31 protein-coding genes are annotated in these 24,698 nt (G+C 46.0%); all 31 read left to right on the forward strand.

What is annotated here, in order from left to right; translation table 11 throughout:
• Window positions 1-59: 59 nt before the first annotated feature.
• Window positions 60-3,605, forward strand: coding sequence for a DNA-directed RNA polymerase subunit beta (gene rpoB, locus E0698_RS22045; protein ID WP_192512914.1), 3,546 nt, complete (start codon window positions 60-62; stop codon window positions 3,603-3,605).
• Between the two features lie 144 nt (window positions 3,606-3,749).
• Window positions 3,750-7,364: a DNA-directed RNA polymerase subunit beta' gene (rpoC, locus tag E0698_RS22050; RefSeq protein WP_134912304.1), complete on the forward strand. Its 3,615-nt coding sequence runs from the start codon at window positions 3,750-3,752 to the stop codon at window positions 7,362-7,364.
• Between the two features lie 231 nt (window positions 7,365-7,595).
• Window positions 7,596-7,847 (forward strand): ribosomal L7Ae/L30e/S12e/Gadd45 family protein, encoded by a 252-nt coding sequence (locus tag E0698_RS22055; RefSeq protein WP_014278316.1) that lies wholly within the window; start codon window positions 7,596-7,598, stop codon window positions 7,845-7,847.
• Between the two features lie 143 nt (window positions 7,848-7,990).
• Window positions 7,991-8,413, forward strand: coding sequence for a 30S ribosomal protein S12 (rpsL, locus tag E0698_RS22060; protein ID WP_007432587.1), 423 nt, complete (start codon window positions 7,991-7,993; stop codon window positions 8,411-8,413).
• A 50-nt stretch (window positions 8,414-8,463) separates the two neighbouring features.
• Entirely contained in the window at window positions 8,464-8,934 is a 471-nt protein-coding gene (rpsG, locus tag E0698_RS22065; RefSeq protein WP_007432586.1) for a 30S ribosomal protein S7, read from the forward strand.
• A gap of 47 nt (window positions 8,935-8,981) precedes the next feature.
• Entirely contained in the window at window positions 8,982-11,060 is a 2,079-nt protein-coding gene (gene fusA, locus E0698_RS22070) for an elongation factor G (protein ID WP_192512915.1), read from the forward strand.
• Between the two features lie 94 nt (window positions 11,061-11,154).
• On the forward strand, window positions 11,155-12,345 hold the full coding sequence (tuf, locus tag E0698_RS22075; RefSeq protein WP_044647207.1) for an elongation factor Tu: 1,191 nt from the start codon (window positions 11,155-11,157) through the stop codon (window positions 12,343-12,345).
• A gap of 339 nt (window positions 12,346-12,684) precedes the next feature.
• On the forward strand, window positions 12,685-12,993 hold the full coding sequence (gene rpsJ / locus E0698_RS22080; protein ID WP_005544556.1) for a 30S ribosomal protein S10: 309 nt from the start codon (window positions 12,685-12,687) through the stop codon (window positions 12,991-12,993).
• A gap of 32 nt (window positions 12,994-13,025) precedes the next feature.
• A complete protein-coding gene (rplC, locus tag E0698_RS22085) occupies window positions 13,026-13,649 on the forward strand; it encodes a 50S ribosomal protein L3 (RefSeq protein WP_192512916.1) in 624 nt (207 codons plus the stop codon).
• Window positions 13,650-13,675: 26 nt separating this feature from the next.
• Window positions 13,676-14,299, forward strand: a complete 624-nt coding sequence (gene rplD, locus E0698_RS22090; RefSeq protein ID WP_192512917.1) for a 50S ribosomal protein L4 — start codon at window positions 13,676-13,678, stop codon at window positions 14,297-14,299.
• The gene (gene rplW / locus E0698_RS22095; RefSeq protein ID WP_013312159.1) at window positions 14,299-14,589 is read left to right on the forward strand and encodes a 50S ribosomal protein L23; all 291 of its coding nucleotides are present in this window, start codon (window positions 14,299-14,301) and stop codon (window positions 14,587-14,589) included. Before rplD ends, rplW begins: the two co-directional genes overlap by 1 nt.
• 30 nt (window positions 14,590-14,619) lie before the next feature.
• On the forward strand, window positions 14,620-15,450 hold the full coding sequence (rplB, locus tag E0698_RS22100) for a 50S ribosomal protein L2 (protein WP_134912313.1): 831 nt from the start codon (window positions 14,620-14,622) through the stop codon (window positions 15,448-15,450).
• A gap of 72 nt (window positions 15,451-15,522) precedes the next feature.
• A complete protein-coding gene (gene rpsS / locus E0698_RS22105) occupies window positions 15,523-15,801 on the forward strand; it encodes a 30S ribosomal protein S19 (protein ID WP_025685935.1) in 279 nt (92 codons plus the stop codon).
• 36 nt (window positions 15,802-15,837) lie between these two features.
• On the forward strand, window positions 15,838-16,170 hold the full coding sequence (rplV, locus tag E0698_RS22110) for a 50S ribosomal protein L22 (protein ID WP_013312157.1): 333 nt from the start codon (window positions 15,838-15,840) through the stop codon (window positions 16,168-16,170).
• Window positions 16,171-16,183: 13 nt separating this feature from the next.
• Entirely contained in the window at window positions 16,184-16,849 is a 666-nt protein-coding gene (gene rpsC, locus E0698_RS22115; RefSeq protein WP_014278312.1) for a 30S ribosomal protein S3, read from the forward strand.
• A 2-nt stretch (window positions 16,850-16,851) separates the two neighbouring features.
• Window positions 16,852-17,286 carry a 50S ribosomal protein L16 gene (gene rplP / locus E0698_RS22120; protein WP_192512918.1) on the forward strand — a complete coding sequence of 145 codons (435 nt, stop codon included), beginning with the start codon at window positions 16,852-16,854 and terminating at the stop codon, window positions 17,284-17,286.
• On the forward strand, window positions 17,276-17,473 hold the full coding sequence (rpmC, locus tag E0698_RS22125) for a 50S ribosomal protein L29 (RefSeq protein ID WP_014278310.1): 198 nt from the start codon (window positions 17,276-17,278) through the stop codon (window positions 17,471-17,473). The genes rplP and rpmC overlap by 11 nt, the downstream gene beginning before the upstream one ends.
• Before the next feature lie 50 nt (window positions 17,474-17,523).
• Window positions 17,524-17,787 carry a 30S ribosomal protein S17 gene (rpsQ, locus tag E0698_RS22130; RefSeq protein WP_025685934.1) on the forward strand — a complete coding sequence of 88 codons (264 nt, stop codon included), beginning with the start codon at window positions 17,524-17,526 and terminating at the stop codon, window positions 17,785-17,787.
• A 34-nt stretch (window positions 17,788-17,821) separates the two neighbouring features.
• Complete coding sequence (gene rplN, locus E0698_RS22135) at window positions 17,822-18,190, forward strand: 50S ribosomal protein L14 (RefSeq protein ID WP_007432573.1); 369 nt, start codon at window positions 17,822-17,824, stop codon at window positions 18,188-18,190.
• Between the two features lie 36 nt (window positions 18,191-18,226).
• Complete coding sequence (gene rplX / locus E0698_RS22140) at window positions 18,227-18,580, forward strand: 50S ribosomal protein L24 (protein ID WP_013312155.1); 354 nt, start codon at window positions 18,227-18,229, stop codon at window positions 18,578-18,580.
• 31 nt (window positions 18,581-18,611) lie between these two features.
• Window positions 18,612-19,157, forward strand: coding sequence for a 50S ribosomal protein L5 (gene rplE, locus E0698_RS22145; RefSeq protein WP_025685933.1), 546 nt, complete (start codon window positions 18,612-18,614; stop codon window positions 19,155-19,157).
• Window positions 19,158-19,233: 76 nt separating this feature from the next.
• Window positions 19,234-19,419, forward strand: coding sequence for a type Z 30S ribosomal protein S14 (locus E0698_RS22150; RefSeq protein ID WP_013312154.1), 186 nt, complete (start codon window positions 19,234-19,236; stop codon window positions 19,417-19,419).
• 32 nt (window positions 19,420-19,451) lie between these two features.
• The gene (gene rpsH / locus E0698_RS22155) at window positions 19,452-19,850 is read left to right on the forward strand and encodes a 30S ribosomal protein S8 (protein WP_014278308.1); all 399 of its coding nucleotides are present in this window, start codon (window positions 19,452-19,454) and stop codon (window positions 19,848-19,850) included.
• Between the two features lie 33 nt (window positions 19,851-19,883).
• Complete coding sequence (rplF, locus tag E0698_RS22160; RefSeq protein ID WP_014278307.1) at window positions 19,884-20,426, forward strand: 50S ribosomal protein L6; 543 nt, start codon at window positions 19,884-19,886, stop codon at window positions 20,424-20,426.
• A gap of 115 nt (window positions 20,427-20,541) precedes the next feature.
• Window positions 20,542-20,910: a 50S ribosomal protein L18 gene (gene rplR, locus E0698_RS22165; RefSeq protein WP_044647212.1), complete on the forward strand. Its 369-nt coding sequence runs from the start codon at window positions 20,542-20,544 to the stop codon at window positions 20,908-20,910.
• 27 nt (window positions 20,911-20,937) lie between these two features.
• Complete coding sequence (gene rpsE / locus E0698_RS22170; protein WP_013312151.1) at window positions 20,938-21,435, forward strand: 30S ribosomal protein S5; 498 nt, start codon at window positions 20,938-20,940, stop codon at window positions 21,433-21,435.
• Between the two features lie 12 nt (window positions 21,436-21,447).
• A complete protein-coding gene (rpmD, locus tag E0698_RS22175; protein WP_014278305.1) occupies window positions 21,448-21,633 on the forward strand; it encodes a 50S ribosomal protein L30 in 186 nt (61 codons plus the stop codon).
• 43 nt (window positions 21,634-21,676) lie between these two features.
• Window positions 21,677-22,117, forward strand: coding sequence for a 50S ribosomal protein L15 (gene rplO, locus E0698_RS22180; RefSeq protein WP_013312149.1), 441 nt, complete (start codon window positions 21,677-21,679; stop codon window positions 22,115-22,117).
• Window positions 22,117-23,415, forward strand: coding sequence for a preprotein translocase subunit SecY (secY, locus tag E0698_RS22185; protein WP_025685931.1), 1,299 nt, complete (start codon window positions 22,117-22,119; stop codon window positions 23,413-23,415). Before rplO ends, secY begins: the two co-directional genes overlap by 1 nt.
• Window positions 23,416-23,505: 90 nt before the next feature.
• Entirely contained in the window at window positions 23,506-24,150 is a 645-nt protein-coding gene (locus E0698_RS22190; RefSeq protein WP_149096347.1) for an adenylate kinase, read from the forward strand.
• A 5-nt stretch (window positions 24,151-24,155) separates the two neighbouring features.
• Window positions 24,156-24,695, forward strand: a complete 540-nt coding sequence (locus E0698_RS22195; RefSeq protein WP_149096346.1) for a M24 family metallopeptidase — start codon at window positions 24,156-24,158, stop codon at window positions 24,693-24,695.
• Window positions 24,696-24,698: the final 3 nt, after the last annotated feature.

Consider the following 24,698-nt stretch of genomic DNA (forward strand, 5'->3'; position numbering starts at 1 on the left):
CACAAACAAAGGTTCGCAATGAATTTTTAAAGTGAGTAGACATGAGGGGTGAGTTTAAGTTGGCAGGACATCTTGTTCAATATGGTCGACGCACTCGGCGCAGTTATGCACGTATTAACGAGGTACTCGAGGTTCCGAACCTGATTGAGATCCAGCAAAAATCCTATGATTGGTTTTTGGAGGAAGGATTGCGGGAGATGTTTCGGGATATTTCGCCAATTCAGGATTTCACAGGAAATCTGATTTTGGAGTTTATCGATTATTCTCTCGGAGAACCCAAATATACCGTTGACGACGCAAAGGAACGCGACGTAACGTATGCAGCACCGCTTCGGGTAAAAGTCCGGCTTATTAATAAAGAGACCGGGGAAGTGAAAGAGCAGGAAGTATTCATGGGAGACTTCCCGCTGATGACTGATACGGGTACGTTTATTATTAACGGTGCGGAACGGGTTATTGTCAGCCAGTTGGTTCGCTCTCCCAGCGTCTATTTCAGCACAAAAGTCGACAAGAATGCGAAAACAACATACACCGCAACGGTAATTCCTAACCGGGGGGCTTGGCTCGAACTGGAGATGGATGCGAAGGACATTATCTATGTCCGGATTGACCGTACCCGTAAAATTCCGGTTACGGTGTTGCTGCGTGCGCTTGGCTTTGGCACTGATGCTGAGATTCTGGATTTGCTCGGCAATGACGAATATATCCGTAACACGCTTGATAAAGACAACACAGACTCTACGGAAAAAGCGCTGATTGAGATTTATGAGCGTCTTCGTCCGGGTGAGCCACCTACACTGGATAATGCAAAGAGCTTGCTCGTTGCACGTTTCTTTGATCCAAAACGTTATGATCTGGCCAACGTAGGCCGTTACAAAATCAATAAAAAGCTTCACATCAAAAACCGTCTGTTCAATCAACGGCTTGCTGAGACTTTGATTGATACGACAACCGGTGAAATCATCGCTGAAGCAGGACAAATGGTGGATCGCCGCTTGTTGGACGAGATTTTGCCCCAACTTGAGGAGTCGGTAGGACACCGTACGTATCATGTTGCTACTGGCGTGCTGGAAAGCAACGATATTCCTCTTCAAACAATCGACATATTCTCGCCGATTGAGGATGGTAAAGTTGTAAAACTGATTGCCAACGGAAATATTGATAAATCGGTTAAAAATATTACGCCTGCCGATATTATTTCCTCCATCAGTTATTTTATTAACTTACTTCACGGAATCGGAAGCACGGACGATATTGACCATTTGGGCAACCGTCGTTTGCGCTCTGTCGGCGAATTGCTCCAGAACCAGTTCCGTATCGGTTTATCCCGTATGGAACGCGTGGTGCGCGAAAGAATGTCGATTCAGGATGCTAATGTGATTACGCCGCAGGCGCTGATTAACATACGTCCGGTAATTGCTTCGATCAAGGAGTTCTTTGGTAGCTCCCAGCTGTCCCAGTTTATGGATCAGACGAATCCACTTGCCGAATTGACACACAAACGCCGTTTGTCCGCACTCGGACCCGGCGGTTTGACACGTGAACGCGCAGGCATGGAAGTACGTGACGTCCATCCGAGTCACTACGGCCGTATGTGTCCTATCGAGACACCAGAGGGACCAAACATTGGTTTGATCAACTCCTTGTCTACCTTCGCACGTATCAACGAGTACGGATTTATCGAAGCTCCTTATCGTTGGGTAGATCCAAAAACCGGAAAAGTTACAGACCAAATTGATTACCTGACGGCTGATGAAGAAGATAACTACATCGTAGCCCAGGCAAATGAGGAACTGACAGAGGACAGCACTTTTAAGGAAGAAGTTGTCATTGTCCGTTACAACAAGCAGTCTGATAACATCATTCCAATGGCAAGTAGCCGTGTTGACTATATGGACGTTTCGCCTAAGCAGGTCGTGTCCGTGGCAACTGCACTGATTCCGTTCCTGGAGAACGATGACTCGAACCGCGCGTTGATGGGTTCCAATATGCAACGGCAGGCCGTTCCTTTGTTGATTCCGAAGTCTCCTTTGGTCGGAACAGGAATGGAGCATAAGGCTGCGAAAGATTCCGGGGTATGTATTGTATCCAAATACGACGGTGTAATCGAACGTTCTTCAGCTAACGAAATTTGGCTGCGTCGCATCGAAGCAGTAGATGGTTCTGAAGTGAAGGGCGACATAGTTAAGTATAAATTACACAAATTTATGCGTTCGAACCAAGGAACATGCATTAACCAACGTCCAATCGTCAATAGAGGCGATGTGGTGAAAGCTGGCGATATTCTCGCAGATGGTCCTTCCACAGAGATGGGCGAGCTGGCATTGGGACGTAACGTTGTCGTTGCCTTCATGACTTGGGAAGGTTACAACTACGAGGATGCGATCCTGCTGAGTGAGAAGCTGGTTAAGGAAGACGTATACACCTCCATTCATATTGAGGAATACGAATCCGAAGCCCGCGACACGAAGCTTGGACCGGAAGAAATCACCCGTGATATTCCGAATGTCGGTGAAGAAGCGCTCCGTAATCTGGATGAGCGTGGAATTATCCGCATTGGTGCCGAAATCGGCGCAGGTGACATTCTCGTTGGTAAAGTAACGCCTAAGGGTGTGACAGAGCTGACAGCCGAAGAACGCCTCTTGCATGCGATCTTTGGTGAGAAGGCACGCGAGGTTCGCGACACTTCTTTGAGAGTTCCTCACGGAACAGACGGGATTGTTGTGGACGTAAAAGTATTTACACGTGAGAATGGCGACGAACTGCCACCAGGCGTAAACCAACTGGTTCGTGTATACATTGCTCAAAAACGTAAAATTTCCGAAGGCGATAAAATGGCCGGACGTCACGGTAACAAGGGTGTCGTTGCCCGTATTTTGCCTGAAGAAGATATGCCGTTCCTTCCGGACGGTACACCAGTACAAGTCGTTCTGAATCCGCTGGGTGTACCTTCACGGATGAACATCGGACAGGTGCTTGAAATTCATCTGGGTATGGCTGCAATGCGTCTTGGTATTCATGTAGCAACGCCTGTATTCGATGGTGCCAAGGAGTATGACGTGTTCGATACGATGGAAGAGGCAGGCATGCAGCGCAATGGTAAGACGGTGTTGTATGACGGACGTACCGGTGATCGTTTTGAACGTGAAGTTACTGTCGGTGTCATGCACATGATCAAACTGGCGCATATGGTTGACGATAAAATCCATGCTCGTTCTACAGGTCCTTACTCTCTCGTTACGCAACAGCCGTTGGGTGGTAAAGCTCAATTCGGTGGTCAGCGCTTCGGGGAGATGGAAGTATGGGCGCTGGAAGCCTACGGCGCGGCTTACACGCTTCAGGAAATTTTGACTGTCAAATCCGATGATGTGGTTGGACGTGTTAAAACATACGAATCCATCGTCAAAGGTGAAAATGTACCTGAACCGGGTGTGCCTGAATCATTCAAGGTCTTGATCAAAGAGCTGCAAAGCTTGGGTATGGACGTGAAGATTCTGTCCGGAGACGAACAAGAGATCGAAATGAGAGAGCTTGATGATGAAGATGATACAACCAGCGACAAGCTGAGTTTGAATCTGGAAGGCTCTGAGGTTGGCGTAGAGTAGTCTGTCTGCTGACTGAATCATATCAGCTTTGTTATATGCCTCGATCCATTCTCTACAGGATGGATCGAGCTTCTTGATACCGCCCGGTGCTGCCGGGCGGTATCAAACCTAAAAACTCAGGATTTGGTTAAGGAGGGTTGCTCCTTGTTGGACGTTAACAATTTCGAATATATGAAAATCGGGCTTGCTTCCCCCGAAAAGATTCGTTCTTGGTCCCGCGGAGAAGTCAAAAAACCGGAGACGATTAACTATCGTACGCTTAAACCGGAAAAAGAAGGACTATTTTGCGAGAAAATTTTCGGACCTACGAAAGACTGGGAATGTCATTGCGGTAAGTACAAGCGCGTGCGCTATAAAGGTGTTGTCTGTGACCGTTGTGGCGTAGAGGTTACCCGCGCTAAGGTTCGTCGTGAGCGTATGGGTCACATCGAACTGGCTGCCCCTGTATCGCATATTTGGTACTTTAAAGGCATTCCGAGCCGTATGGGTCTTGCTCTTGATATGTCTCCAAGATCTCTGGAAGAGATCATTTACTTCGCATCTTATGTTGTAACTGATCCAGGAGATACGCCATTGGAGAAAAAGCAACTCCTGTCCGAGAAAGAATACCGCAGCTACCGTGAAAAATACGGCTACGGATTTCAGGCAGGTATGGGTGCTGAAGCGGTTAAGAAGCTCCTTCAAGATTTGGATATAGACAAAGAACTGGAATTCCTGAAAGAAGAGTTGCGTACAGCTCAAGGACAACGTCGCAACCGTGCGATCAAGCGTCTTGAAGTGATTGAGGCGTTCCGTAACTCCGGCAACCAGCCGGACTGGATGATCATGGACGTGTTGCCTGTTATTCCTCCTGAGCTCCGTCCGATGGTACAGCTGGATGGTGGACGTTTTGCTACCTCTGACCTGAATGACTTGTACCGCCGTGTTATTAACCGTAACAACCGTCTGAAACGCTTGCTAGATCTGGGTGCACCGGATATTATCGTACAAAATGAAAAACGGATGCTGCAGGAAGCTGTTGACGCTCTGATCGATAATGGTCGTCGTGGCCGCCCTGTTACAGGTCCGGGTAACCGTCCTTTGAAATCCCTCAGCCATATGCTGAAAGGTAAACAAGGACGCTTCCGTCAAAACTTGCTCGGAAAACGTGTTGACTACTCCGGTCGTTCCGTTATCGTTGTAGGTCCGTACTTGAAAATGTACCAATGCGGTTTGCCGAAAGAAATGGCATTGGAACTGTTCAAACCTTTTGTCATGAAAGAACTTGTGAACAAAGGTCTTGCACACAACATTAAGAGCGCGAAACGTAAAGTAGAGCGCGTGAGCGCAGAAGTATGGGATGTGCTCGAAGAAGTAATCAGGGAGCATCCGGTTCTTCTGAACCGTGCCCCTACGCTGCATAGACTCGGTATCCAGGCGTTTGAACCGATTTTGGTTGAAGGTCGTGCAATCCGTTTGCATCCGCTCGTATGTACGGCATATAATGCCGACTTTGACGGTGACCAAATGGCGGTTCACGTTCCATTGTCTGCGGAAGCCCAAGCAGAAGCTCGTTTGCTCATGCTGGCATCCGGTAACATTTTGAATCCGAAAGACGGCAAACCTGTTGTTACTCCTTCCCAGGATATGGTCCTTGGTTCTTTCTATCTGACTATGGATAACAAAGAAGAAGAAGGCAGCAACATGATCCTTCGCAATATGAACGAGGCTATATCGGCTTACCAGCGCGGTACAGCGGGTCTTCATGCTCGTGTAGCTATTCCGGTTAAAGCTTTGAATAAAACGAGCTTTACGGAAAAACAACAGGATGCAATGCTGATCACCACGGTTGGTAAAATTATCTTTAATGAAATTTTCCCGGCCAGCTTCCCGTACATCAATGATGCTACCCGTGCCAACCTGCTTTATGGTACTGCTGAGGAGTTCTTTGTTTACGAAAAGGGTGTAAACCTTACAGAAGCGATTCAAAATGCTCCGCAAGCTAACGGGGTAGGTAAGGATTACCTTGGTAACATTATTGCCCGTTGCTTTGAAACTTACCATACAACAGAAACAGCTGTGATTTTGGATAAAATCAAACAGCTTGGCTTTACGTATTCTACTCGTTCAGGTGTAACTGTTGCTGTATCGGACGTTATCGTGCCGGTGGAAAAACAAGGAATTCTTAAAGGTTCTGAGGACAAAGCGCAAGTCGTAACGAATCAATACCGTCGTGGTTTGATTACGAACGAGGAACGCTATGACCGGATTATTGATATTTGGTCCAAAGCGAAAGATGATATTACCGAAGTGCTGATGAAGTCCATGGATCGCTACAACTCGATCATGATGATGGTAGACTCCAAAGCGCGGGGTAACAAATCACAGATTACCCAGCTCGGCGGTATGCGTGGTCTGATGGCGAATCCATCCGGTCGTATTATCGAGCTCCCAATTAAATCGAACTTCCGTGAAGGTTTGACAGTACTCGAGTACTTCATCTCCACTCACGGAGCGCGTAAAGGTTTGGCGGATACAGCGCTTCGTACGGCTGACTCAGGTTACCTGACTCGTCGTCTTGTCGATGTAGCGCAGGATGTTATCGTGCGTGAAGAAGATTGCGGAACGGACAAAGGCTTTACAGTAAGCCGTATTCAGGACGGTAAAGAAGTTATTGAGGATCTGTATGACCGTCTGGAAGGTCGCTATTGCTTTGAAACGGTACGTCATCCGGAGACTGGCGAGATTTTGGCTGGCCGTAACGAATTGATCGATTCCGACAAAGCGGAAGCAATTGTTAAAGCTGGTGTACAAAAGCTTCAAATTCGTTCAGTACTGAGCTGTCGTGCCAAACATGGCGTCTGCAAGAAATGCTACGGTCGCAATCTGGCTACTGGCAAACACGTTGAGATTGGTGAAGCAGTTGGTATTATCGCGGCACAATCCATCGGTGAACCAGGAACCCAGCTTACAATGCGTACATTCCACACAGGCGGTGTAGCGGGCGACGATATTACACAAGGTTTGCCGCGTATTCAGGAGCTTTTCGAAGCACGTAATCCTAAAGGTCAGGCAACCATCAGTGAAATTGACGGTACAGTTAAAGAAATTCGTGAAGGTAAAGATCGCCGTGAGATCGATATTCAGGGTGAAGCTGAAACGAAAACTTATTCGGTTACGTATGGTTCTCGTCTGCGCGTAAGCGAAGGCATGACTGTTGAAGCCGGGGATGAACTGACAGACGGTTCAATCGACCCTAAAGAAATGCTGCGCATTAAAGGTATTCGCGGGGTACAGAACTATATCCTTCAGGAAGTTCAACGCGTATACCGGAATCAGGGCGTAGAAATCAATGATAAGCACGTGGAAGTTATGATTCGTCAAATGTTGCGTAAAATCCGTATCCTTGATGCGGGGAATACAACGCTGCTTCCAGGCTCCTTTGTTGATGTGCACGAGTATGAAAATGCGAACAAGACAGCAATTCTCAGTGGCCAAGAGCCAGCGGTAGCCAAACCGGTTCTGCTTGGTATCACCAAGGCATCTCTGGAAACTGACTCCTTCTTGTCAGCAGCTTCCTTCCAAGAGACCACTCGCGTGCTGACCGATGCGGCTATAAAAGGCAAAGTCGATCAGTTGCTTGGTCTGAAAGAGAACGTTATTATTGGTAAGTTGATCCCTGCGGGTACAGGTATGAATCGTTACCGCAGTGTGAAATTTGCCCAACCGGAAGGGGAGCAACCCTCGTCCGAAGAACTCGAACCGATTTCGGCCGAGTAATATAACGTTAACAAATGGCATGATGGGCCCGGAACATCGCATCTCTGATGAGGCTTTTAGATTGTGGCTTTGTCAGACGGTGTTCCGGCGCTTTTTCTTGAAATGAAATGTATTTCTTTGTTAAGCAAACTATAGTCGATAATTGTCTTGACATTGCTTATAGTCAATGCTAATATAGCAAAGGTGCGTGAGTAGCCTATATGCTATTGTGTCTTTTCGGAGGAATGAGATATGTCTAAAGAACAGGGACTGCAAGATGCTCATGTCAAAATCGGTACCAAACAAACCATTCGTATGGTCGAATTGGGCTTCGCCTCTGAAGTATATGTGGCGGAAGACGCAGATCCGCGTCTCACTTCCAACATCATTGCTTTGTGCAACAAGCAAGGAGTCAAGGTGACTCTTGTAGATACAATGAAAAATCTCGGAGCTGCATGTGGGATTGAAGTGGGAGCCGCTATGGCTGCTATCGTAAAACAATAGGGTAAGGAACGTTTTTGTCTAAGAGAATGAATTCTTGGCGGCAAAGACTTTTCATTTGTTCTTTTATGAACCGCCTGGGTCTGTGGGCTTAGAAATGGTTTGTGAAGCAACAGGAAAAATTGAGGAAGGGGGTGGCAACCACAATGCCAACTATTAACCAACTGGTTCGTAAAGGACGTCAAGCCAAAATCGAGAAATCGAAATCACCGGCTTTGCAAAAAGGGTTTAACGCCTTGAAACGTGAAGCTACCGACATCAGTGCCCCGCAAAAACGCGGAGTTTGCACACGTGTAGGTACTATGACTCCAAAAAAACCAAACTCCGCACTTCGTAAATATGCTCGTGTTCGTTTGACGAACCGTGTAGAGGTGACTGCTTACATTCCGGGTATCGGACACAACCTGCAAGAACACAGTGTAGTGCTGATTCGCGGCGGTCGTGTAAAAGACCTTCCGGGTGTACGTTACCACATCGTTCGCGGTGCTTTGGATACTGCAGGCGTAAACAACCGCATGCAAGCTCGTTCCAAATACGGCGCAAAACGCCCTAAAGCTAAAAAATCCTAATGAATATAAACCGAATAAATCGGTTTAACATGTAAGAAAGGGGGATATCCATGCCACGCAAAGGTCCAGTTACCAAAAGAGACGTGTTGCCAGATCCGGTATACAACAGCAAGTTGGTTACCCGCCTGATCAACCGCATCATGCTCGACGGAAAACGAGGCGTTGCTCAAAGCATTCTGTACAATGCGTTCAAGCTTATCCAAGAACGTACGGGGAATGACCCGATGGAAGTTTTTGAAGCAGCTATCAAGAATATCATGCCAGTCCTGGAAGTTAAAGCACGCCGTGTCGGCGGTGCTAACTACCAAGTACCAATCGAGGTAAAACCAGAAAGACGTACTTCCCTGGGTTTACGTTGGCTCGTAAACTACTCCCGCAACCGCGGCGAGAAAACGATGGAAGAGCGTTTGGCGGCTGAGATTATCGACGCTTCCAACAACACAGGTGCTTCCGTGAAAAAACGCGAAGATACGCACAAAATGGCTGAAGCGAACAAAGCGTTTGCTCACTACCGTTGGTAGGATTCAGCTCAAAAAAATAACTTCAATTTTGAAGGGAGACCCATTTCATGGCAAGAGAGTTCTCCTTGACGAATACACGTAATATCGGGATCATGGCTCATATTGACGCGGGTAAAACCACAACAACAGAGCGGATCTTGTTCTACACAGGACGTACGCACAAAATCGGTGAAGTTCACGAAGGCGCTGCGACAATGGACTGGATGGAACAAGAACAAGAGCGCGGAATCACGATTACTTCCGCTGCGACGACCGCTGCCTGGAAAGGTCACCGCGTCAATATCATCGACACCCCGGGGCACGTTGACTTCACTGTTGAAGTTGAACGTTCCCTTCGTGTATTGGACGGAGCAGTTGGTGTTTTCAGTGCGAAAGAAGGCGTTGAGCCTCAGTCCGAAACCGTATGGAGACAGGCTGATCGCTACGGCGTTCCGCGGATCGCATATGTGAACAAAATGGATATCATTGGTGCCGACTTCTTGAATGTTGTCTCTGACATGCGTGATCGCCTTCAAGCGAACGCAGTTGCGATTCAATTGCCAATCGGTGCAGAAAATGATTTTATTGGTATCATCGATATCGTTGAACAAAAAGCTCATATGTACAAAGATGATCTTGGTCAAGATATCGAAGAAGTCGAAATTCCTGCGGAATTCAAAGATCAAGTTGAAGAACTCCGTAATGAATTGATCGAGAAGGTTGCTGAACTGGACGAAGAATTGACAATGAAATACCTGGAAGGTGAAGAAATTTCGGTTGCCGAAATTAAAGCTGCTCTCCGCAAAGGTGTTGTAGATGTTAAAATCTTCCCAGTTATCTGTGGATCTTCTTACCGTAACAAAGGTGTTCAGCTGATGTTGGATGCTGTTCTCGACTATTTGCCGGCTCCTACTGACGTGCCAAGTATTCAAGGGCATTTGGAAGACGGTACGGAAGTTGAACGTCACTCTTCCGATGAAGAGCCATTCTCCGCATTGGCCTTCAAAATCATGACGGACCCTTACGTTGGTAAGTTGACATTCTTCCGCGTGTACTCCGGTGTTCTTCAATCCGGTTCATATGTATTGAATGCAACAAAAGGCAAACGTGAACGTATCGGACGTATTCTTCAAATGCATGCGAACAGCCGTCAAGAAATCACTGTAGTTTACTCCGGTGATATTGCGGCAGCCGTAGGTTTGAAAGATACAGGTACAGGTGATACACTGTGTGATGAGAAGAATCCAGTTATTCTCGAGTCCATGAATTTCCCTGATCCGGTTATCGAAATCGCGGTTGAGCCTAAAACCAAAGCTGACCAAGATAAAATGTCTGTTGCCCTTGGTAAATTGACCGAAGAAGATCCAACTCTTCGCGCTCATACTAACGAAGAAACAGGCCAAACCATCTTGGCAGGTATGGGTGAGCTTCACCTTGATATCATCATCGACCGTATGCGTCGTGAGTTTAAGGTGGAAACCAATGTGGGTAAACCACAGGTTGCTTACCGTGAAACATTCCGTGCTCCAGCACGTGTCGAAGGTAAATTCGTTCGTCAATCCGGTGGTCGTGGTCAATACGGTCACGTATGGGTTGAGTTCGAACCGCTTGAGCCAGGTACTGGTAGCCAATTCGAAAGTAAGGTAGTCGGCGGCTCTGTTCCTAGAGAGTACATCGCTCCTGCTCTTGCTGGTATTGAGGAACAAATGAAAAACGGCGTTATCGCAGGCTTCCCGCTTGTGGACGTTAAAGCTACAATCGTGGACGGATCATATCATGATGTCGATTCCAATGAAATGGCGTTTAAAATTGCCGGATCAATGGCGCTGAAAGCAGCGAAAGACAAATGTAAACCAGTATTGCTTGAGCCGATTATGAAAGTTGAAGTAACGGTTCCTGAGGAATACATGGGTGACGTAATGGGTATGTTGAACTCCCGTCGTGGTCGGATTGAAGGTATGGATTCCCGTAGTGGAGCTCAAATCATTCGTGCGAAGGTGCCTTTGTCCGAAATGTTCGGATACTCGACTACACTTCGTTCCGGTACACAAGGACGCGGCGTGTTCTCTATGGAGCTTTCTCATTATGAAGAAGTTCCGAAGAGCATTGCTGAAGAGATCGTTGCCAAAACCAAAGGCGGCGAGTAATACAATGTATCAGCTGACCGGTATAATCAAGGTTTTTCCAAGAGGAAACCGGCAGCCTAAAAATAAAACAAGTTATTGAGGAGGAATTGTTCAAATGGCAAAGGCTAAGTTTGAACGTAACAAACCGCACGTTAACATCGGTACTATTGGTCACGTCGATCATGGTAAAACTACTTTGACTGCTGCAATCACAACTGTATTGTCCAAAACTTACGGTGGTGCTGCTGTAGCATTCGACCAAATCGATAAAGCTCCAGAAGAGCGCGAACGCGGTATCACAATCTCCACAGCACACGTGGAATACGAAACACCTAACCGTCACTATGCACACGTTGACTGCCCAGGTCACGCCGACTATGTTAAAAACATGATCACTGGCGCTGCACAAATGGACGGAGCGATTTTGGTTGTATCCGCAGCTGACGGCCCAATGCCGCAAACTCGTGAACACATCCTGTTGTCCCGCCAAGTAGGCGTTCCTTACATCGTTGTATTCCTGAACAAATGTGACATGGTTGAAGACGAAGAGTTGTTGGAACTGGTTGAAATGGAAGTTCGTGACTTGCTGAGCGAATATGACTTCCCAGGCGACGACACTCCAATCATTCGCGGTTCCGCTCGTGAAGCTCTGCAAAACCCAGAGGGCGACTATGCTAAGAAAATCGTTGAAATGTTCGAAATAATCGACACTTACGTCCCAACTCCAGAACGCGACACTGATAAGCCTTTCCTTATGCCTGTCGAGGACGTATTCTCCATCACAGGTCGTGGTACAGTTGCTACAGGCCGTGTAGAGCGTGGTACTGTTAAAGTGGGCGAAGAAATCGAAATCATCGGTATTCAAGAAGAATCCCGTAAATCCGTAGTAACAGGCGTAGAAATGTTCCGCAAATTGCTTGACTCCGCTCAAGCTGGCGATAACATCGGCGCATTGCTTCGTGGTGTAGATCGTGCACAAATCGAGCGTGGCCAAGTATTGGCTAAACCAGGTTCTGTTAAACCTCATACAGAATTCTCTGCTCAAATCTACGTTTTGACTAAAGAAGAGGGTGGACGTCACAAACCTTTCTTCACTGGTTACCGTCCACAGTTCTACTTCCGTACAACTGACGTAACTGGTATCATCACTTTGCCAGAAGGTTCCGAAATGGTAATGCCTGGTGACAACATCACAGTTACTGTTCAACTGATCAACCCAATCGCTATCGAAGAAGGAACTAAGTTCTCTATTCGTGAAGGTGGACGTACAGTTGGCGCTGGTGCGGTAGCAACAATCACCAAATAAGAGGCTTTGGCCTTTAAATAAAGCAACATTGTACTGGAACGAGTAACATTGTATTGGAACGGAGCTAAAAGAAGCCCCCCGCCCTGGTGCGGGGGCTTTTCTCTTGAATAAATCGCGAGCTGCGATTGCAATTGTATCTTTTGAAAATAAGATACATTGTTTTTTCGTTTTTGCTTGCAATAGGCAGAATTATTAGATATAATAACTAATGTTGTTTGTGACTGTGCGATGATGTGAGAGGTTACTGACACACCCGGCCCCTTTGCCATGGGAGGGATGTCGGAAAATTTTCACGGAGTATGTCCGATACCAAATTGGGCGATAGAAGGAGGGACTAAAATGGCAAAGCAAAAGATTCGTATTCGTTTGAAAGCTTACGACCACAGAATTCTTGATCAATCCGCTGAGAAAATTGTTGAAACAGCTAAACGTTCGGGCGCAGGTGTATCCGGACCAATTCCGCTGCCAACTGAAAAACAAATCATTACTATTCTCCGTGCGGTACACAAGTACAAGGATTCCCGGGAACAGTTCGAAATGCGCACACATAAGCGTCTGATCGATATTGTTAACCCGACTCCACAAACTGTGGATGCCTTGATGCGCTTGGACCTGCCGTCCGGTGTAGATATCGAAATTAAATTGTAATTTGTGATTAGGAAAAGAAAAGAGGTGTCAACATGAAAGGTATCTTAGGAAAAAAACTCGGAATGACTCAAGTGTTTACCCCTGAAGGTAACGTACTTGCTGTTACGGTTATCGAAGCGGGCCCTTGTGTTGTTCTGCAAAAGAAAGATCTGGAAAACGATGGATACGAAGCTATTCAGCTCGGTTTCTCTGATAAAAAAGAAAAAAGATCCAATAAACCTGAAGCAGGACATGCGAAAAAAGCAAATACTGCACCTAAGCGCTACGTTCGTGAACTTCGTGGCATCGACCTTGCTGCGTACGAGGTTGGCCAAGAACTGAAGGCTGATGTCTTCACAGAAGGCGAATTCGTTGACGTAACAGGTATTTCTAAAGGTAAAGGTTTTGCCGGCGTTATCAAACGTTGGGGACAAAGCCGCGGACCAATGGCACACGGCTCGCGTTACCACAGAGGTCCAGGTTCGATGGGCTCCATTCAAGCTAACCGCGTTCCTAAAGGTAAGCACCTGCCAGGACACATGGGGCATGAAACGGTAACGATCCAACGCCTTGAAGTTGTTAAGATCGATACAGAACGTAATGTATTGCTCGTGAAAGGCTCCATTCCAGGACCTAAAAACAGCTTCCTTAAAGTACTAGAAACGGTGAAGAAATAAACAACTGAAGAAAGGAGGAACACGAAATGCCAAAAGTAGCACTTTTTAATATTAGCGGCAGCCAAGTTGGCGAAATTGAATTGAACGACGCAGTATTCGGTATCGAACCGAATAAACACGTTCTTCATGACGCTGTTGTTATGCAATTGGCTTCCCTGCGTCAAGGTACTCACAAAGTAAAAGGACGTTCTGAAGTACGTGGTGGCGGACGTAAGCCTTGGAAACAAAAAGGTACTGGACGCGCTCGTCAAGGTTCGATCCGTGCACCGCAATGGGTTGGTGGCGGTACTGTATTTGGTCCGACTCCACGCAGCTATGCTTACAAATTGCCTAAAAAGGTTCGTCGCTTGGCGATCAAATCGGCTTTGTCTTCCAAAGTGATTGAGAATGAAATCATCGTATTGGACGCTCTTACACTGAACGGACCTAAAACGAAAGAATTTGCAGCCATTTTGAACAACCTTAAAGCTGACCGTAAAGCATTGATCGTAGCTCCTGGCTATGATGATAATGTGGCTCTGTCCGCTCGTAATATTCCTGGTGTGAAGTTTGTATCCGCAGACGGCATTAATGTTCTTGACGTGCTTGGACACGACAAACTGATCATTACGAAGGATGCAGTTCAGAAGGTAGAGGAGGTGCTCGCGTAATGAAGGATCCTCGTGATATTATCAAACGTCCGGTAATCACCGAACGTACGGCTGGTATGATGAATGACTTGAAATACGTTTTCGAGGTAGACATTCGTTCCAATAAAGTCGAAGTTAAAAAAGCAATCGAAGCGATCTTTAACGTGAAAGTAAGTAACGTAAACACGCTTCGTGTTCCTGCAAAACCAAAACGCTACGGCCGTCATTCCGGCTATACGAGCGAGTGGAAAAAAGCGTTCGTAACGCTGAGCAAAGACAGTAAGCCGCTTGAGTTTTTTGAAACGGTATAATTGAAACTGTAAAGTAAGGAGGGAAACTCAGTGCCAATTAAAAAGTATAAACCGACGTCCCCGGCCAGACGTGCTATGTCTGTATCTACTTTCGAGGAGATCACAACTAATCAGCCCGAGAAATCGTTGCTGGCGCCTCTGAGCAAGCAAGCTGGACGTAATAACCAAGGTAAAATTACGGTTCGTCATCATGGCGGTGGACACAAACGTAAATACCGTATTATCGATTTCAAACGTAACAAAGATGGAATACCGGGCCGCGTTGCTACGATCGAATATGATCCGAACCGTACGTCCAACATCGCACTTATCCACTATGTGGATGGTGAAAAACGTTACATCATCGCTCCTAAAGGCTTGAAAGTAGGAGACGAAGTGGTATCCGGCGTAGGTTCCGATATCAAAATCGGTAACTCTTTGCCTTTGGAAAACATTCCAGTAGGTACGGTTATCCACAACATCGAATTGAAACCGGGCAAAGGTGGTCAACTCGTTCGTGCTGCCGGTACGGAAGCCCAACTTCTTGGTAAAGAAGAGAAGTATGTAACTATTCGTTTGACTTCTGGTGAAGTTCGTCGCGTTTTGAAAGTTTGCCGCGCTACAATCGGTTCTGTTGGTAACGAAGACCATGAATTGGTGAAGATCGGTAAAGCCGGACGTAGCCGTTGGTTGGGACAACGTCCTGAAGTTCGCGGCGTTGTTATGAACCCTAACGATCACCCACACGGTGGTGGTGAAGGTCGCGCTCCAATCGGACGTAAATCTCCGATGTCTCCATGGGGTAAACCAACCCTTGGTTACAAAACACGTAAAAAAGGTAAAGCATCTGATAAATACATCGTTCGTCGTCGTACTAAGTAATAAGACGTGCGCTTAAGTCGCACGTTAACATATTAAGGAACGACAACGTTTTAACGAAGGGAGGATTCATACATGGGTCGCAGTCTCAAAAAAGGACCATTCGTTGATGGTTACCTGCTGAAAAAAGTAGAGGTTTTGAACGAATCGGACAAAAAAGTCGTGATCAAAACTTGGTCCCGTCGCTCTACGATTTTCCCACAATTTATCGGACATACGTTTGGTGTATACGATGGTCGTAAACACGTGCCAGTATACGTAACGGAAGATATGGTCGGACACAAATTGGGCGAATTCGCTCCAACACGTACCTATAAAGGCCATACAGATGACGATAAGAAAACAAGAAGATAATCAACACAGCGTAGTGTTTGAGAGGAGGTAAACTCAATGGAAGCAAAAGCACATGCTAAATCCGTACGGATTTCCGCTCGTAAAGTTAAACTCGTTATCGATTTGATCCGCGGTAAGCAGGTTGGTGAGGCGATCGCAATTCTTCGTCACACTCCGAAATCCGCTTCTCCGGTCGTTGAGAAGCTGTTGAACTCTGCTATTGCAAATGCAGACCACAACTACTCTTTGGACGTGAACAAGTTGGTAGTATCGCAAGTTTTTGTAAACCAAGGTCCTACAATGAAACGGTTCCGCCCGCGTGCAATGGGTCGTGCAAGCCGCATCAATAAACGCACCAGTCATATTACTCTGGTGGTATCTGAAAAATAAGGAGGGAAAACGTGTGGGCCAAAAGGTAAATCCCGTCGGACTCCGAATCGGTATTATCCGTGATTGGGAATCCAAATGGTATGCAGGCAAAGATTTCGGTGATCTTTTGCTGGAAGACGTTAGAATTCGTGAACATCTGAAAAAAAGATTGAAAGATTCCGCTGTATCCCGTGTTGAAATCGAGAGAGCAGCTAACCGCGTCAACGTAACGATTCACACTGCGAAACCTGGTATGGTTATCGGTAAGGGTGGTTCCGAAGTTGAAAACTTGCGTAATGAGATCACTAAAATCGCAGGCGGTAAAAAGGTACACATCAATATCTCTGAAATTAAAAATCCTGAGCTGGATGCAATCTTGGTTGCTGAGAGCATTGCACAACAATTGGAACGTCGTGTTTCTTTCCGTCGTGCTTTGAAACAAGCGATCCAAAGAACTATGCGTTCCGGAGCAAAAGGAATTAAAACTCAAGTAGGCGGACGTCTTGGCGGTGCCGAAATCGCTCGTTCCGAAGGGTACAGCGAAGGAACAGTTCCACTGCATACGCTTCGTGCCGACATTGACTACGGTACAGCGGAAGCTCATACTACTTACGGCCGTATTGGCGTAAAAGTATGGATCTATCGTGGAGAGGTTCTTCCTCCAGCTAAGAAACAAGCTCCTCAGGAAGGAGGCAACTAATCATGTTGGTACCAAAACGCGTAAAACATCGTAAGCAACAACGTGGTCATATGAAGGGTCGTGCAAAAGGCGGCACTACACTGAACTTTGGTGAGTATGGTTTGCAAGCTACTGAACCTGCATGGATTACTAACCGTCAGATCGAAGCTGCTCGTATTGCGATGACTCGTTACATCAAACGTGGTGGTAAGGTTTGGATTAAAATTTTCCCTGACAAACCAGTTACTCAGAAGCCTCTTGAGGTTCGTATGGGTAGTGGTAAAGGTAACGTAGAAAAATGGGTTGCAGTAGTGAAACCAGGCAAGATCATGTTCGAACTTGCTGGTGTTCCGGAAGAGATTGCTCGTGAAGCAATGCGTCTTGCCGCTCACAAACTGCCAATCAAAACTAAGTTTGTGAAACGTGAAGAATTGGGTGGTGAAGCAAATGAAGGCTAGTGAATTTCGCAACCTAACCACTGCTGAAATTGAACAAAAGATCTCTGGGTTCAAAGAAGAACTCTTTAACCTTCGTTTTCAACTCGCTACCGGTCAGCTTGATAACCCGACTCGGATCGGCGATGTACGTAAGGAAATTGCTCGTGCTAAAACCGTGATCCGTGAAAGAGAACTTGGGATTAGCTAAGATATCAGACCGGGTGGAGATTCCGCCTGTAATTAGGAAGGAGGCCAACAATGAGCGAACGTAATGCCCGTAAAGTGTTAGTCGGTAAAGTAGTCAGCGATAAAATGGACAAAACGATTGTGATTGCTGTAGAAACTTACAAAAAACATGATCTCTACCATAAACGTATCAAAGTAACAAAGAAATTCAAAGCTCATGATGAAAACAACACCGCACAAATCGGTGATACTGTTAAAATCATGGAAACTCGCCCTTTGTCCAAAGACAAAAACTGGAGACTGGTCGAAATCATTGAAAAAGCTGTTATAATTTAATGTAGTGTAGTTTTTCCGAAAGGAGGATAAATAAATGATTCAACCATTTACACGTTTGACTGTAGCTGACAATTCCGGCGCGAAGGAACTGATGTGTATCCGTGTGCTCGGTGGTACGGGACGTCGTACAGCTCAAATTGGTGACCTGATCGTTTGTTCCGTAAAACAAGCAACACCAGGCGGCGTTGTCAAAAAGGGTGATGTAGTAAGAGCGGTTGTCGTTCGTACTAAACGTTCTATCCGCCGTAAAGACGGTTCCTATATCGGATTTGACGAGAACGCAGCAGTGGTCGTTAAAGAAGACAAGAGCCCACGTGGTACTCGTATTTTCGGACCAGTTGCTCGTGAACTTCGTGACAAGGACTTCATGAAAATCGTTTCCTTGGCTCCGGAAGTGATCTAAATTCACCTTAAAATGTGCCTGTAGGAGGTGTACGAAATGCCAAAAGTGAAAAAAGTTCTGGAATCCCATAACAACAAGCTGCACGTCAAAAAAGACGACACTGTTCTGGTGATTACTGGTAAAGATAAAGGTAAAAAAGGTCGCGTTATCGCTGCTTACCCTCGTCAAAACCGTGTGCTTGTGGAAGGTGTTAACATGATTAAAAAACACCAAAAGCCTAATCAGTTGAATCCACAAGGCGGCATCATCGAGAAAGAAGCTCCGATTCACGTTTCCAACGTTATGCACATTGATCCGAAGAGCGGAAAAGTAACTCGTGTTGGTTACAAAGTATTGGACAACGGAAAAAAAGTGCGCATTGCAAAACGTTCTGGCGAAGTGATCGACTAATTAATTTTCAAAGAAAGGAGGTCTATGATTCATGGCAACTACAAGAATGAAAGAGCGTTTCTTGAAAGAAATTACTCCTGCCTTGATGCAGAAGTTTAGCTATACATCAGTAATGCAAGTGCCTAAAATCGAGAAAGTTGTAATCAACATGGGTGTTGGCGACGCAGTCCAAAACTCCAAAGTTCTCGATTCGGCTGTGAGCGACATGCAGTTGATCGCTGGTCAAAAACCAGTAATCACTCGCGCAAAAAAATCTATTGCAGGTTTTAAATTGCGTGAAAACATGCCGATCGGTGTTAAGGTAACACTTCGTGGCGAGCGTATGTATTATTTCTTGGACAAATTGTTCAATATCACGCTTCCTCGCGTACGTGACTTCCATGGTGTTTCAACAAAAGCTTTCGACGGACGTGGTAACTACACGCTTGGTCTGAAAGAACAATTGATCTTCCCGGAAATCGAGTACGATCAAGTTGATAAAGTTCGTGGTATGGACATCGTTATCGTAACGACTGCCAAAACTGACGAAGAGTCCCGTGAGCTTCTGACTCAACTGGGCATGCCTTTCGCAAAGTAATGTTGGCATAACGTTTTGGGCGTCTGATATAAAAGACACCCTGTTCTCCGAAACTATTTAGGAGGTGTCAGGCTAAGTGGCAAAAACTTCAATGAAAGTCAAACAACAACGCACACCAAAGTTTAAAGTTCGTGCTTATACTCGTTGCGAGCGTTGTGGTCGTCCACATTCGGTACTGCAAAAGTTTAAGATCTGCAGAATTTGCTTCCGTGAATTAGCTTATAAAGGCCAGATTCCTGGCGTGAAAAAAGCAAGCTGGTAAAAAGTCCTGTTTGGGAAGGAGGTTTATACACAATGACTATGTCTGATCCAATTGCAGATATGCTTACTCGTATTCGTAACGCGAACACAGTTCGTCACGAAACAGTAGAAATGCCTGCATCTACAATGAAAAAACAAATCGCCGACATCCTGAAACGTGAAGGATTCATTCGTGATGCGGAATTTGTTGAAGATAGCAAACAAGGGATCATCCGTGTTTTCTTGAAATACGGTGCAAACAACGAACGTGTTATTACAGGTTTGAAAAGAATCAGTAAACCAGGTCTTCGTGTTTACACGAAGAGCAACGAAATTCCACGCGTTCTGGGTGGACTCGGGATCGCGATCATTTCGACATCCAAAGGTATCATGACCGACAAAGAAGCACGTCAGTCTAAAGCCGGCGGAGAAGTGGTTTGCTACGTTTGGTAAGATAACGTTTAAAAGATAGGAGGTGCAACAGATATGTCCCGTATTGGTCGTAAGCCAATCACAGTACCAAGTGGTGTTGACGTAACTTTGAACAACACAGCGATCACAGTTAAAGGTCCTAAAGGAACATTGACTCGTGAGCTTCATAAAGACATGTCCGTTACTGTGGAAAACAATGAAATCAACGTAATTCGTCCTTCGGACAACAAACTTCACCGCTCTTTGCATGGAACAACCCGCAGCGTTGTCAACAACATGGTAAGTGGTGTAACTGAAGGATTTTCAAAATCTCTGGAGCTGGTTGGGGTCGGATATCGTGCAAGCAAATCCGGAGATAAAATCGTTCTGAACGTTGGATACTCTCACCCGGTTGAAATCACACCGGAAGCGGGCATCGAATTCGAAGTTCCTTCGAACACTAAAATCATCGTTCGCGGAATTGATAAAGAGCGTGTAGGTGCCTATGCTGCTAAAATTCGTTCCGTTCGTGAACCTGAGCCGTACAAAGGTAAAGGGATTAAATACGAAGGCGAGCGCATCATTCGTAAAGAAGGTAAAGCCGGTAAGAAGAAATAAGTTTCTTACCGACTTTGTGCGGTCTTTCTGCCGGAAAGACTTCGTACTCCTTTTTTACCCAGTGCGTCTTAGTATAAAGCTTTAAAAGGCAAACTGAAGGGAGTGAAAACTTAAGATGATTACAAAACAAGATAAAAATAAAGCACGTGTCAGAAGACATCTGCGTGTACGTAAGAAAATCGAAGGTACGGCTTTGCGTCCTCGTTTGAACGTATTCCGTTCTTCCAAACATATCTACGCACAATTGATTGATGATGTAGCTGGTGTAACATTGGTATCTGCATCCACTATGGATAAAGAACTGAGCAGTGAGATCAAAAACGGTGGTAGCGTAGAGGCAGCTAGTAAGGTTGGCGAACTCGTTGCTAAACGTGCAAAAGAAAAAGGTCATGCTAACATCGTATTTGACCGTGGTGGATACTTGTATCATGGACGGATTCAGGCTTTGGCTGATGCAGCTCGCGAAGCAGGCCTTGAATTCTAAGACATTTCTCAAAAGGAGGTTAACGACTTGCGTGTAGATCCGAACACTTTGGAACTGACTGAAAGAGTAGTAAATATTAATCGTGTAGCTAAAGTTGTCAAAGGCGGACGCCGTTTCAGCTTTAGTGCTCTGGTAGTAGTAGGCGACGGTAACGGCTGGGTAGGCGCCGGAATCGGTAAAGCTGGCGAAGTACCTGATGCGATTCGCAAAGGTATTGAAGATGCTAAGAAAAACTTGGTTCACGTTCCGCTTGTAGGAACAACTATTCCTCACCTTGTTACAGGTAAGTTCGGTGCTGGCCGGGTTCTGTTGAAACCGGCATCGGAAGGTACTGGAGTTATCGCTGGCGGTCCAGTTCGTGCTGTACTGGAACTTGCTGGTGTAGGTGATATCTTGACAAAATCTCTGGGTTCTTCGAATTCCATGAACATGGTCAATGCGACATTGGAAGGTTTGTCCCGCTTGAAACGCGCTGAAGAAGTTGCAAAATTGCGCGGCAAATCCATCGAAGAGCTGCTGGGCTAAGGAGGGAATGTCATGGCGAAATTAGAAATTACCCTCGTTCGTTCGTTGATCGGTCGTCCTGGTACTCAAAGAACGACTGTTAAAACGCTCGGCTTGCGTAAAATCAACCATAAAGTAATTCAACCCGACAATCCAGCGATTCGCGGGATGATCAATCAAGTAAGCCATTTGGTTTCTGTTAAAGAAATCGAGGCATAGGAAATAAAGTATTTTAACAATAATCAAGGAGGTGCAACGAACGATGAAGTTACATGAGCTTTCCCCAGCTCCAGGCTCCCGCAAAGAACGTAAACGTTTGGGTCGTGGTCCTAGTAGCGGTACGGGTAAAACTTCTGGTCGTGGTCATAAGGGTCAAAACGCTCGTTCCGGCGGTGGTGTACGTCCGGGCTTCGAGGGTGGTCAAAACCCACTGTATCGTCGCTTGCCTAAACGCGGTTTCGTAAATCCTACTCGTAAAGAGTATGCGGTTTTGAATATCGAAGATTTGAACAGTTTTGCAGCGGGTACAGAAGTAAGCCCTGAGTTTTTGCTGAACAATGGCATTGTGAAAAACGCGAAATCCGGAATTAAAATTCTGGGTAACGGTGAAATCACTGTAAAATTGACAGTTAAAGCGAACAAGTTCTCTCAATCTGCGGTAGAGAAAATTGAAGCTGCCGGCGGTAAAACCGAGGTGATCTAATGTTCAAGACCCTGAAAAATATATGGCGGGTTGAGGATCTTAGAACCCGAATCCTGTTTACCCTGTTTATACTGTTTGTATATCGTATTGGCTCCTTCGTGCCGGTTCCCGGCGTGAACAAGCAAGTCTTTACTTCTCAGGATCAGGCAGGAAGCGAGTTGTTTGGACTCCTTAACACCTTCTCAGGGGGCGCTTTGTATCAGTTCTCGATCTTCGCCCTCGGGATTATGCCATATATTACAGCGTCCATCATTGTACAGTTGCTGTCAATGGACGTTATTCCGAAACTTGCGGAATGGGCTAAACAAGGAGAGCATGGTAAAAAGAAGTTGGCTCAACTTACACGGTATGGTACGGTAATACTGGGCTTGATTCAAGCATTCGGAACGTCGATCGGCTTTAACCGACTGTATGGTGCAGCGATGATTCCAGGAGCGACTTTTGCAGATTATCTGGTAATAGCTATTGTGCTTACAGCAGGAACTACGTTCCTTATGTGGCTAGGTGAGCAAATTACCGAAAAGGGAATCGGCAACGGTATCTCTATCGTTATCTTTGCAGGGATCGCGGCAGGTATTCCAAGACATATTCGGACGGTTGTAGAATCCCAGTTTATTCAGGCAGATCAATTGTTTATGAATATTCTGAAAGCAATTATTATTGCCTTGGTGATTATTCTGATTATTGTGGGTGTTATCTACATCCAGCAAGGTATTCGGAAAATCCCGGTACAATACGCCAAACGTGTAGTTGGTAACAAAATGTACGGTGGCCAGAATACGCATATTCCGATGAAAATTAATGCGGCAGGCGTTATTCCGGTAATCTTTGCGGTATCATTGCTGCAATTCCCGACAATTATTGCGAGTTTTTGGGCAGATCATGCTTGGGCGAAGTGGATTACCACTTACTTGTATTATGACAAGCCGCTGGGTATGGTTTTGTATGTCGTAATGATTATCGGTTTCACATTCTTCTATACCTTTGTACAGATGAATCCGCAGCAAATGGCCGACAACATGAAGAAAAACGGCGGTTATATTCCGGGAATTCGCCCGGGTAAAGCCACGGAGAAATACCTGACACGAGTAATGTCACGTTTGACAATGACAGGAGCTTTGTTCCTGGCAGTCATATCCGTATTGCCGGTATTCTTCGGTTCGCTTTCGGGCTTGCCTCGTTCCGTGCAAATTGGCGGTACTTCATTGCTCATCATTATTGGTGTAGCATTGGATACGATGAAGCAGATCGAAAGCCAACTGATCAAACGCCATTACAAAGGCTTCATCAACAAATAGGCAACAGGTTCCGGCTTAGGATGTTCGCATACTTACCGGCACCTTTTGTGCTGTTTCTTGTGTAGGGGTCGTCTTGAGGAGTGACAGATTGTGAATATTTTAATCATGGGCCCTCCGGGGGCTGGTAAAGGTACACAAGCAGATGTCATTGTGAAGGAATTCGGCATTCCTCATATCTCGACAGGTGACGCGTTTCGCCTGGCGATGAAACAGGGAACACCTATTGGCATTAAAGCCAAGGAATATATCGACAAGGGTGAACTTGTTCCAGATGATGTAACGATTGGCATCGTTGAAGAGCGGCTGCAACAGCCGGACTGTAAGAAAGGTTTCTTGCTGGACGGTTTTCCAAGAACTTTGGCTCAGGCTGAAGCCTTGGATCAAATTTTGGGTCGTTTGGATACGAAGCTTGATGATGTCATCGACCTGAAAGTGGATCGTGACAAATTGTTGCTACGAATCACAGGACGGCGAGTTTGCAAAATCTGTGGAACTAGCTATCATGTTGTCTTTAATCCTCCGAAGGTTGAAGGCATTTGCGATAAAGATGGCGGGGAGCTCTATCAGCGCCCTGACGATAACGAGGATAGCGTAAGAACACGACTTGACGAATATAGTAATAAAACAGCACCACTCCTCACGTTTTATGAGAACCAGAATCTTCTGCGTCATATTGACGGAGAACAGGATATTGATGTGGTTTCCAAAAATATCGTGTCCTTGTTGCGGGGTTAGCTGTAATGATCATTTGCAAGTCGGGGACGGAATTAAGCTTTATGAGGAAAGCTGAGAGAGTGGATACGGAAACGAATCATTTCTTGGTGGAACACATCGAGCCCGGTATGACGACCGGTGAACTTGATCATTTAGCTGATCGGTATATTCGCAGTCAAGGAGCTGTGCCGTCTTTTAAAGGTTATAACGGTTTTCCTGCCAGCATTTGCGCTTCAGTCAACGAACAACTGGTGCACGGATTTCCCGGCAAACGCAAGTTAAACAAAGGCGATATTATCGCGAAGACTCGCCAGTTTACAATGTCGCATGCCATTCGGCAATATATTGAGAATCCAAACCGTGGTATTCCCGAACAGGGACCGAGGCTGAAAACCGGCATGGTGCTGGCTATTGAACTCATGGTTCATATAGGTTCTCGCCATGTGGGGGCGCTGGAAGACAACTGGACGGTCGTAACGGTGAACGTGGCCTCTCGTGCTCGTAACGAGCAAGCGGTGGCGGTCACAACGGACGGCATGGACATTTTCACGAAACTGAGTGCGTAGGTG

Origin of the sequence: Paenibacillus sp. 23TSA30-6 (assembly GCF_014858585.1) — a bacterium.
In the GTDB taxonomy this organism is placed as follows: domain Bacteria; phylum Bacillota; class Bacilli; order Paenibacillales; family Paenibacillaceae; genus Paenibacillus.